Consider the following 8,047-nt stretch of genomic DNA (forward strand, 5'->3'; position numbering starts at 1 on the left):
TAGATCATTATGCAGACTCAAGCCCTGATTGAACATTTGAACGCTTATCTTAACGCGGCGTCATTCAAAGACTACGCTCCGAACGGCCTTCAGGTCGAGGGAAAGCCCGAAATTCATCGCATCGTGCTTGGCGTCAGCGCAAGCCAGGCGCTCATCGACCATGCCTGCAGCATGGGGGCGGACTGCATTCTCGTGCACCATGGTTGGTTCTGGAAGGGCGAGCGCTCCGAAGTGGTCGGCATGAAGCAGCGCCGCCTCAAGGCGCTCCTGAAGAACGACATCAATCTCATCGCCTATCACCTGCCTCTTGATGCGCATGAGGAGGTCGGCAACAACGCCGAGATCGCGAGGGTGCTCGGACTCGAGATCGAGCAGAGGGCGGGGAGCCTCGAACTTCTTTGCGTGGGCCGCCCGAAGGACGGTTCCGTGCCCGTCGAGGCTTTCGTCGAGCGCGTCGCCGCAGCGTTCGGGGGCATTCGCGTGCGCGTGGGCGAGGCCGGCGCCGAGGTCCGCCGCGTGGGCTGGTGTTCGGGAGCAGCGCAGGACGAGCTCGTCGAGGCCGCCTCTCTCGGCTGCGACGTCTACATCTCGGGCGAGATCTCCGAGCGCACGACCTACGAGGCAAGGGAGAACGGCATCCTCTACCTCGCCTGCGGCCATCACGCGACCGAAACGCTCGGCATCCGCGCCCTCGGCAGGCATATCAAGAACCTGTGGCCCGAACTCGAGATTTTCTGGTTTGATGACGAAAATCCGGTCTGACCTTCCTGCTTGAAATCCGGTTACATTTCTCCTAATGACTAGGGTGACAGTCGAATATAAAGATGCAAAATCAATACAAGTAGAAAAGAGTGGGCGCTTCCGCTAAAATGAAAAATCCAGTGCTCTTCGATTCTCGAAGAGCGCATCGACAGTGTGTTCAAAGGATAAGATCTTATGATGGTGCTTTACTCGGGCATGACCTGCCCGTTCTCTCACAGCTGCCGCTTCGTGCTTTTCGAAAAGGGCTGCGAGTTCGAGATTCAGGATATTGACATGTTCCAGCCGATCGATGTCAGTTCCCTCAATCCTTACGGTGAAGTGCCGATCCTTCGCGAACGTGAGCTGACGCTTTACCAGGCCGAAGTGATCAACATGTACATCGACGACCGCTTCCCGCATCCGCAGCTGATGCCGCCTGATCCGATGCACCGCGCCCGCGCCCGTCTCTTCCTCTACATTCTCAACCGCGAGATATTCTCCCAGGTCCGCATTCTTGAGAACCGTACTCTGAGCGAAGAGATGCACGACAATGCCCGCCACAAGCTGCACGACCAGCTTTCCGTCATCGGCAGCCGTCTGACGAACGGCATGTACCTGCTTGGCGAAGAGTTCTCGTTGCTCGACATCATGCTCGCTCCGGTGCTCTGGCGCCTGTCCCACTACGGCATCGAGCTGCCGCGCAGCGCCGCGCCGCTGATGACCTACGGCGAACGCCTCTTCTCGCGCCCTGCCTTCATCGACTCGATGACGCCGTCCGAGCGCGTGATGCGCCGCTGATCGGCTGAGGCAGTGCCGGGAGGCAAAGGCTCCCGGCGCGCCCCGATTCTCAGGGGAACGGCCGCCGGCCCCTAGTGCCGCCGGCCGTTTTGCTTTGATCTCGCACTTCTTTTTGGAGGCATCCTTCAAATGACCACTCAGACGACGGAACCGAGGCCGATGAAGCCGTATCTGATCAATGCGGTTCTCGACTACTGCCGCGATACGGGTACGACGCCCTACGTCATGGTGGCGGTGGATCATGCCTGCCGCGTACCGCAGGAATACGTGCGCGACGGCCGCATCATCTTCGACCTCACGGACGAGGCCGTGAACAGGCTTGCCATTTCGGACACCGAGCTCACCTTTCAGGCCCGCTTCGGTGAGAACAACGAGATCTTCGACGTGCTTGTGCCGCTCAACCGCATCATCGCCGTGACGCCTCTCGAGTGCCAGCAGTTCGCCCTTCATTTCGAAGTGACGGAGACGCCCGTCGAGGAGCCCGAGGAGGCGCCTGCACAGCCCGCCCCCGGCGTTCGCCGCCCGATGCGCGTAAAGTGATGCTCGGAAAGCAGGAAATGCTATAATCAAATGCTTTTCAAGCCTCTTTAGCTCAGTTGGTAGAGCAACCGCCTTGTAAGCGGTAGGTCATCTGTTCGAGTCAGATAAGGGGCACCAAACACTAGACCCGTACCGTTCGCCACGGTGCGGGTTTTTCTTTTGCCACAGGGACTTTCGAGCTTGTCTCTCTGTTTACTCGTTCGCCCGCGTTCGCGCTTGACCTGTAAAGACCGATGCTTTACCGTACCAAACATCGTACCAAACACGTTTGCCGGACAAAGCACCGTACCAAACGCGACTACTCCCGAAACTTGGTACGGATTCTTCAAGAGGTTGAGCAATGGCACGAGTGGTAAAGGCGCTGGGCGTCAAAGAGGTTGAGAAGATTTCCAAGATGCCCGGCGTGCATGCTGTCGGCGGCGTCCCGGGCCTCGCTCTGAGAGTGTGGGCGAGTGCTGCGGGCTCCGGGTGCGCGTGGATTCTTCGCACTGAGTGCAAAGGCAAGGAAACAAAGGTGACTGTTGGCACCTATCCGGAGATGGGGTTGCACGCGGCGCGGGCGAAGGCGGCGGAGTTTAAAGCTAGTTTGCTCGCCGGGGTCAATCCTGTGAAGGAAGCGAGGGCGAAGGTAAAGGCTGAGAAGAAAGCGGAGGAGGTTGCGCGCCTTCAGGCGTTAACAGTCGGGGACGTGCTAGATGAATGGCTTGCCTACAAAGTAGAACACGGCACATGGGGCAAGGGTATCCATGAGAAAGCCGAGGCCGTTGCTCATAAGGAAGGAAGGCGCATCAGGCAAAGTGCCGCCTTACTGCTGGGCGTGCCGGTGGCCTCGTGTGAACCTGAGGATGTAGTGAAGGCAATTGAGCCGATATGGTGCTCCAAACGTGCTACGTGTGAAACAGTCTGTTCGCACCTTCGCGGCCTTTTTCATTGGGCAATGACCGTGAAGAAATGCCGCCCGCGCGGGATCAATCCGGCGGATAGCCAATGGCTTACACCGCTGCTCCCTGCTGAGAACAAACGAAAACAGGAGGAGCATTTTCCGGCGCTTGATCCCGACCAACTCCCGCAGCTAATCAAGGCGCTCATGGCGCTGGGGAGTACGTCGGCTTTGTGTACCGCGTTTGCTATCTTGACCTGCACGCGCTCCAATAATGTCCGTTCTATGCGCTGGGATCAAATCTCGGAGGACGGGCAGTTGTGGAGCATTGACGCAATCGACATGAAGGTGACGGCGAACGGTCAACACCTAATCCCGCTCAGTGCCGAGGCGCAAAGGATCATCCAGCACCAAAGGGAATTTTCTCTTTGTTTGGATTCTCCCTATGTGTTCGGCTCCTATCGCAACAATGGGGCACCATTGAGCAACATGACGATGAACGTTTTGATCCAACGGCTTCACTCCAAAGAGGTAGCGGAAGGCCGAGAGGGGTGGATTGATCGCAAGCAAACAAAGGACAAAGGGAAGCCCGTCATTGCTGTGCAGCACGCCATAAGCCGGGCCACATTCGAGACGTGGGCGCATGGTATGCGACAGGATGAGCGCGCCGTGGCGTTGATCTTGCATCATGACGTTGATCCCCGGCTGAAAAGCGCCTACGACAGGTCAGAGGATTTGCCTCACAAAAGGAAGGTGCTAGATGCGTGGGGGAAGTTTTGTTTCTCCGAATGCGAGAATGGTTGAGGATTGAGCGGGGACGCGCTCCCGGCTAGCTCCTACGGTATGGCCCTGCGCTTCGGCGTGGGGCTTTTTGTTGCCGGTGGTTTGAGCCGAGGCCGGAAGTGCGCGAAAAGACGGTTTATTTTGGCCTTTTCGGTTGGTGACACTGTGGGACAGGGAAAGACGGGGAGCGGGTTCGGTTTAGGTGCGGTTTAGGAGTGGTTTAGGATGGTTGGAGAAGTAATAAATAATAAGAGAGAGAATAACCAATACATATCTATATCTATACCTAGGAAGTCTTAACCTATTGCCCATGAGCACGCCTCCCGGCTGGTCTTACTCGCTCATGTGGCCGGATTGCGTGAAGGGGTGAGCATGGAAAAGCGAGAGAGAGGCACCGGGAGCCGAAGGCAGAAGGGACGACGCCGGGAGCCTGAGAAAGGGCCTTCGCTTGCGGCGTGGTTGCGGTGCTATGCGGCGGATGAGCAATCGGCCGTTGATGCCTTGAGGCGTGCTCAGAATGCACGGGAGGCCGCACCGGAAGGGCATTCAGTGCAGACGGCTGGGCAGAGAAAATGAGCAATATGAGCAGGCCATAAAAAAGGGTGACGCCGGCCGGCTGGCTTGAGTGATTGGCCGGTGCCGTGGTCCTTCCGGCTTGATGGAATGCTAAAAAATGTTAAGGGTGCTGCCTGATTATCAGGGCGGCCGGAGCTCCGACGGGCTGTAGGTGAATGTTGAAAAATGTTGAGGGCTCTGCCTGAAAAACGGGGGGCGGCCGGCGTCCCGGCTGGCATTGGCCCGGCGTTGAAAGGTGAGAGAATTTGAAGATATTGAAGGGCTTAAAAGGAGGATGACGATGAGAACAAAGCCGCGAAAGGCGTTCGATCTGGCTGAGGTTGAACGGCTGGCCTCTCTGGGGTTGACTAGGGAGCAGATTGCCGCAGCGCTTGGGGCGTCCGCTTCAACGGTCTATAACCGGTTGCGTGATGATGAGGAATTCTCTGAGGCCGTGAAGCGTGGAGAGGCGCTAGGTATTGGGGCCGTGGCCTCTAAGCTGATGGATCAAATCAACGAAGGCAATACTACGGCCATGATTTTCTATCTCAAGTCCCGCGCCGGCTGGAGAGAGTCGAGCGAGATTCGAGTAGAGGCAAACACCCCCGGCGAGGGCATGGCTGCCGTTTACGCAACGATGAGAGAGGCTAACTCAAACGGCTGCCTGTAGCCGGCGTCATGCTCCCGCAATGGGGCGTAATAGAGTGAACGGGCAAGAACGGATAAGAACGTAGGAGTACGCTTTGTAGCGGTTTAACGCTTGACAGTGGTTGTTCCGGCGGGCTATCTTATAAATCCGGAGTCAAGGTTACTTGCTTCCTGTTTGCGCTAACCATACTTAAGAAGGAGGGGTGTTATGGCGTATACGACAGCACAGGCCCTCTTAGAGGAGTTTTGGGATTGCCGATTGCCTGTTGATCCAGCGTATTTCGCAGAGCGTTTAGGATTGACGGTGAAGTATTCATATGATTTAGGTTTGAAGTCTGGTTACTTGGACGTTGAGACCAAAGAAATTTGTGTGAATGCTACGGAGTGCCAAGAGCGCCAACGTTTCACTATTGCCCATGAATTAGGCCATTATTGCCTTGGGCATGGAAGTTCGTTTAGAGATACGAGCAATCCCCAGTGGGTGCAGCAGTACGATCCGCAGAAGGAAATGTTCGCCGATCAGTTCGCGGCAGATTTGCTTATGCCGGCCTTGGCCATGAAGGCGGTTATTGATATCCGAGGGATTAAGGATCCCGTTCAACTTCGGAAGATGTTCCGTGTTTCTCCTGCTGCTATGTATGTTCGCCTGAAAAGATTAGGGTACGCCCATGGGTGAAGAGTCTGTTGATCTTCGGAAAGAAATTGCTCAGGCCAAAGAGCAGATTAATTCTCCGGATGATGCTTTAGCAGACATAGCGATCAAACTCCAAGAAACGGAGTTGCAGTCCAAGCTACTGAAAGTTCAGATAGAACAAGCTACGTTGGAGAAAGAAAAACTAAGGATTGAGCGCTTACGTCGGAATAATGAACGCCGGCCCTTTATTTTCTATGGAGTTGCGTTTGTTATTGTCTTGATGTACTTAGGTCTCATCTCTATCCTTGTCAGGGATTTATGGTTCCCGTGTCCGGGATTAGTAAGAGTGTTGGACCGAGGTTATTTCATTGAGGTGATTTTGCTTGCCGTCGTTCCTACCGTCCTTGTGGCGTTGTTGATGAAGGCTGTTTTTTCTGCAACTCCGAAAAAAGAACAGGACAGCGAGATAAAGATATCTGATGCCATACCGTTGAAGCTCATCACTTCAAATATTGAGAAGACGGCAGGTTAATAACCATTCACCCCGCAGATCATTCTTGCGGGGTGTTTGTTTTTTTGATGTTGGCTTTCATTGAGTTCCTTGCCGGCGGCGGGTTATTGAAAAATATTAAGGTCTACAGGGCCGAAGGCGTCACACTCCTACGGGGTGAGGCTATGCCGGCGGAAGGGCATAGCGGCCCGCTGGCGGCCTTCGCTGGCGTCCTATGAGCGGAAGGCTTGATAGACCCGCACGCGGCCCGTGGCGGCCCTTGTGTGGCCTCTCATGAGGCATTGCAGGGGGTGGCGTCTAACAGGGCTTCAAATCAATCGGACGCCTACAGCCGCAACGGTTTGAGGATGGCGCCTATATGACGTAGAGCCTGTTGTCGGTGCAGGCTATTCGTTGGCGTCATCTCCTACGCTTCGAGACCGTGTTCAGGTCGTGCGATTGTGGTCTGACCGGTGGGGTGCCCGACTTTTGTGCCCAATCCGCGCGCGTGAGGGTAGTGCGAATTGATCTGCATGGAACGCCCTCGGAATGTCTTTGCTATGCTGTAGGGATGAGTGACGCTCTGCCGGGAGTAGCTATCCGGCAGGCCGCTAAACAATCGTCCCGCTTGGCGGCGGCGTCACTCTCCTACACATTGAAAGCGGGCGAAGGGGCGAACGATGCTAGATCTATCCGGGCCGGATGTCTGGCCGAGCACGATTGCAAAGGTCGGGGAGTGGTCACGGCAACCATGCGTCCGAGAAGGCTTCCTGACCTTGTTTGATGCGGCTTGCCTGATGGCTGCAGAAGGCTATGGCGGCATATTTGAAACATGCTCTAAAGCTACTCAAAACGAAATCCTTGGACTTAATGAGGCCTTAGAGCGGTCTGTTGATGACCGAAGGGCACTAGAGGGGTACTTGCCGGTAAATCGGTTTGTTAATGGCGAGTATCAGGATGTTTATCCGCTGATTGCCTTCAAGTATTGGGCGGAGCGCACGGGATACGGTGACGGCCGATATTTTGCGAAGGCCGAAGGCCCCGGCGTTGAGGTTGCTGGCAGTGATGAGCCGGAGGCCGTAGGCGGGAATATGTTTCAGTACCGGGGGAACCGTGCCATTGATATTGACCGGAATACCCCTCGATATGCCTTGTGTTCAAAACGCAAGAGCATGACGGTTTACGAATTCGCGTGCCTCTATTGCGGGATTGATCCGAAGGCAGATATACCGAAAAGCGTTCGCAACGACTACATTGAGCCGTTGATTGCCTTGATGGCTGAACATATGGAGCTAGAAGATGACATACCGTTCTGACGCCTTCTATATGGGTTCATTCATGGGCCGGCATTGCCTTAACGGGGATAACGAACGCATTGAATCACTCGAATTCCCGGTGGAGGCTTTCAAGGATTTTCTAAGGGCTGAGGGCCTTCCGATGCCGGACTTTTGGCAGACAAAAACAGGAAGCACCGACGGGCATATCAAGCCGGACCCGGCAGTCTGCCCGGTGACGGCAGCGCCTTCGCTTCCGAATGAATGCCGGGAGGTTGAGCCTCCAAAGACGGCCCCGGCCGCAGCGCCTTCCGTAGCTCCCTGCGTTGAGGGGGCCGGCGTCGATCTCTCCGAAGGCCCTAAAGGGGGTACCCTGCCCGATGACTACGAGATAGCCAACGGCGTCACAGTGGGACATATTCGGGCATTGTTCGATCAAAGCCGGGAGCGCTATAGCCCGGAGCTTGCGGCGGCGGTGTGGGCGTGGGCGTCTTTCGAGGATTGCCGGGACGTGGCGGCGGGATGCACGGTAAAGGAAGAAATCAAAAACGGCCGCCTTTCTGACTGGGAAGGACCCGAATTTTCTTTAGCGGCCCGCGATAGGATTGCCACTATTGTCAATTGGAACAAGACTCCGGCAAAACATTAGAGGCCATAAGGCACCCCCTTTAAAAGGTTCATCTCGGAAGTCCGTGGAACGCGGC

General features: G+C 55.7%; 9 protein-coding genes and 1 tRNA gene. All 10 read left to right on the plus strand.

Annotated elements, in window-relative coordinates; genetic code table 11:
- Positions 1-9: 9 nt before the first annotated feature.
- The 10 genes from HMPREF3036_RS00800 to HMPREF3036_RS00845 all read left to right on the plus strand — a co-directional run bounded on the left by HMPREF3036_RS00800 (position 10) and on the right by HMPREF3036_RS00845 (position 7,992).
- Complete coding sequence (locus HMPREF3036_RS00800) at positions 10-762, plus strand: Nif3-like dinuclear metal center hexameric protein (RefSeq protein WP_005434347.1); 753 nt, start codon at positions 10-12, stop codon at positions 760-762.
- A 174-nt stretch (positions 763-936) separates the two neighbouring features.
- Positions 937-1,539: a glutathione S-transferase N-terminal domain-containing protein gene (locus HMPREF3036_RS00805; RefSeq protein ID WP_062330796.1), complete on the plus strand. Its 603-nt coding sequence runs from the start codon at positions 937-939 to the stop codon at positions 1,537-1,539.
- 129 nt (positions 1,540-1,668) lie between these two features.
- Positions 1,669-2,079 carry a ClpXP protease specificity-enhancing factor SspB gene (locus HMPREF3036_RS00810; RefSeq protein WP_005434349.1) on the plus strand — a complete coding sequence of 137 codons (411 nt, stop codon included), beginning with the start codon at positions 1,669-1,671 and terminating at the stop codon, positions 2,077-2,079.
- A 41-nt stretch (positions 2,080-2,120) separates the two neighbouring features.
- Positions 2,121-2,196: transfer RNA gene (locus HMPREF3036_RS00815), tRNA-Thr, on the plus strand.
- A 223-nt stretch (positions 2,197-2,419) separates the two neighbouring features.
- Entirely contained in the window at positions 2,420-3,763 is a 1,344-nt protein-coding gene (locus tag HMPREF3036_RS00820; RefSeq protein WP_062330798.1) for a tyrosine-type recombinase/integrase, read from the plus strand.
- A gap of 790 nt (positions 3,764-4,553) precedes the next feature.
- Positions 4,554-4,967, plus strand: a complete 414-nt coding sequence (locus HMPREF3036_RS00825; protein ID WP_156469700.1) for a LuxR family transcriptional regulator — start codon at positions 4,554-4,556, stop codon at positions 4,965-4,967.
- Positions 4,968-5,153: 186 nt separating this feature from the next.
- Positions 5,154-5,621, plus strand: a complete 468-nt coding sequence (locus tag HMPREF3036_RS00830; RefSeq protein ID WP_062330802.1) for an ImmA/IrrE family metallo-endopeptidase — start codon at positions 5,154-5,156, stop codon at positions 5,619-5,621.
- Positions 5,614-6,111 (plus strand): hypothetical protein, encoded by a 498-nt coding sequence (locus HMPREF3036_RS00835; RefSeq protein WP_062330804.1) that lies wholly within the window; start codon positions 5,614-5,616, stop codon positions 6,109-6,111. The genes HMPREF3036_RS00830 and HMPREF3036_RS00835 overlap by 8 nt, the downstream gene beginning before the upstream one ends.
- A 638-nt stretch (positions 6,112-6,749) precedes the next feature.
- The gene (locus tag HMPREF3036_RS00840) at positions 6,750-7,385 is read left to right on the plus strand and encodes a hypothetical protein (RefSeq protein WP_062330806.1); all 636 of its coding nucleotides are present in this window, start codon (positions 6,750-6,752) and stop codon (positions 7,383-7,385) included.
- A complete protein-coding gene (locus HMPREF3036_RS00845) occupies positions 7,369-7,992 on the plus strand; it encodes a hypothetical protein (RefSeq protein ID WP_062330809.1) in 624 nt (207 codons plus the stop codon). Before HMPREF3036_RS00840 ends, HMPREF3036_RS00845 begins: the two co-directional genes overlap by 17 nt.
- Positions 7,993-8,047 lie beyond the last annotated feature (55 nt).

The sequence above is a fragment of the Sutterella sp. KLE1602 genome, from assembly GCF_001578585.1.
Lineage (GTDB): Bacteria > Pseudomonadota > Gammaproteobacteria > Burkholderiales > Burkholderiaceae_F > Sutterella > Sutterella wadsworthensis_A.

What these genes read in the sequence shown, in the direction of transcription:
- HMPREF3036_RS00800 (WP_005434347.1), top strand. Translation starts at nt 10, where the DNA reads ATGCAGACTCAAGCCCTGATTGAACATTTGAACGCTTATCTTAACGCG.
- HMPREF3036_RS00805 (WP_062330796.1), top strand. Translation starts at nt 937, where the DNA reads ATGATGGTGCTTTACTCGGGCATGACCTGCCCGTTCTCTCACAGCTGC.
- HMPREF3036_RS00810 (WP_005434349.1), top strand. Translation starts at nt 1,669, where the DNA reads ATGACCACTCAGACGACGGAACCGAGGCCGATGAAGCCGTATCTGATC.
- HMPREF3036_RS00820 (WP_062330798.1), top strand. Translation starts at nt 2,420, where the DNA reads ATGGCACGAGTGGTAAAGGCGCTGGGCGTCAAAGAGGTTGAGAAGATT.
- HMPREF3036_RS00830 (WP_062330802.1), top strand. Translation starts at nt 5,154, where the DNA reads ATGGCGTATACGACAGCACAGGCCCTCTTAGAGGAGTTTTGGGATTGC.
- HMPREF3036_RS00835 (WP_062330804.1), top strand. Translation starts at nt 5,614, where the DNA reads ATGGGTGAAGAGTCTGTTGATCTTCGGAAAGAAATTGCTCAGGCCAAA.
- HMPREF3036_RS00840 (WP_062330806.1), top strand. Translation starts at nt 6,750, where the DNA reads ATGCTAGATCTATCCGGGCCGGATGTCTGGCCGAGCACGATTGCAAAG.
- HMPREF3036_RS00845 (WP_062330809.1), top strand. Translation starts at nt 7,369, where the DNA reads ATGACATACCGTTCTGACGCCTTCTATATGGGTTCATTCATGGGCCGG.